Genomic DNA, 1,522 nt, shown 5'->3' with positions numbered 1-1,522 from the left:
GCTCACTGGTGCACCATCGTTAGGTCGGTGATCTTGGATGGATTGCCGATGCACCCGAGGTGCCGTTGACCTACCGCCCTGCTCGCTCGACGCATTCGATGTCCAGCATGAGTTCTGCGGAGGTCGACGGTCACCCGAGGCACGCCGACCGTCGACAGGGCTAAGCGCCATCGAGCGCCGCTCAGTGAGCGAACCGGCAGTCGTGCCCCGGCACCGCATGAGGGTGCCTCCCCACTGGGACTAGCAGCGAGGAGGCTGTCATGAAGTCTGCCCGAAACACCCTGCCAATGGAACCCGTCAACGGGCTCACCTGTGGAATCGACTGGGCGCGTGACGATCACGCACTGTCGATCGTTGACGCCAAAGGCCGCGAGACCACCCGTAAGACGATTAGACATGACGCGGCCGGACTCCGCGATTTGATCATCACGCTGGATCGAGCCGGTGCCCGTGAAGTCGCCATCGAACGCCCGGACGGCCCGGTCGTGAACACCCTGCTCGAGGAGGGTATCACCGTCGTGGTCATCAGCCCGAACCAGGTCAAAAACCTGCGCGGACGCTACGGATCGGCCGGCAACAAAGACGACCGCTTCGACGCCTTCGTCCTGGCCGACACTTTGCGTACCGACCGTGCCCGACTGCATCCCTTGACCCCCGACGCCCCGGCCACGGTCAGCCTGCGCCACACGTGCCGCGCCCGCAAAAACCTCGTCGCCCACCGCGTCGCGGTCGCCAACCAACTCCGGGCCCATCTGATGATCGTCTTCCCCGGCGCGGTCGGCCTGTTCGCCGACATCGACTCCGCGATCAGCCTGGCCTTCCTGACCCGCTTCGACAGCCAAGACCGCGCCGACTGGCTCTCGGTCACCCGGATGGCCAACTGGCTGGCCAGCGTCGGCTACAGCGGCCGCACCCACCCCCACGAACTGCACCACCGCCTGACCGCCGCGCCCCGGGGCACCAGCAGCCCCAGCGACGCCACCATCACCGCCAGCTACGTGTCCATCCTGAGCACCCTGCTCACCCAGATCAAAGCCCTCGACGAGAGCATCGCCACCCAGCTTGCCGCCCACGCCGACGCGCAGATCTTCACCAGCCTGCCCCGCTCGGGCACCTTCCGTGCAGCGCGCCTGCTCGCCGAGATCGGCGACTGCCGCGGCCGATTCCCCACCCCCGAATCGCTGGCCTGCCTGGCCGGAGTAGCCCCCTCGACCCGCCAATCCGGAAAAATCACACACGTCGGATTCCGTTGGGCCGCAGACAAACAACTCCGAGACGCCGTCTGCGACTTCGCCGGAGACAGCCGACGCGCCAACCCCTGGGCCAACGACCTCTACAACCGAGCCCGAGCCCGCGGACACGACCACCCCCACGCCGTACGCATCCTCGCCCGCGCCTGGCTGCACATCATCTGGCGCTGCTGGCAGGACAACACCACCTACGACCCCACCAAACATCGCGCCCTCCAGAAGCTGATCAACCACGATCAACCCGGGGCGGCTTGACACAGGGCAACTCATGC

At 66.7% G+C, this 1,522-nt stretch carries 1 protein-coding gene; it reads left to right on the top strand.

Features of this window, described 5'->3' with window-relative positions; translation table 11 throughout:
• Positions 1-260: 260 nt before the first annotated feature.
• The gene (locus ORI27_RS32795) at positions 261-1,505 is read left to right on the top strand and encodes an IS110 family RNA-guided transposase (RefSeq protein WP_266001419.1); all 1,245 of its coding nucleotides are present in this window, start codon (positions 261-263) and stop codon (positions 1,503-1,505) included.
• Positions 1,506-1,522 lie beyond the last annotated feature (17 nt).

It is taken from the genome of Mycobacterium pinniadriaticum (assembly GCF_026242045.1).
GTDB lineage: Bacteria > Actinomycetota > Actinomycetes > Mycobacteriales > Mycobacteriaceae > Mycobacterium > Mycobacterium pinniadriaticum.
Note: the sequence above shows the minus strand (reverse complement) of the source record. Positions and strands in the feature narration are given on the sequence as shown.

Bases quoted from the DNA above. Each gene is read 5' to 3' on its own strand.
- ORI27_RS32795 (WP_266001419.1), top strand. From the start codon at position 261: ATGAAGTCTGCCCGAAACACCCTGCCAATGGAACCCGTCAACGGGCTC.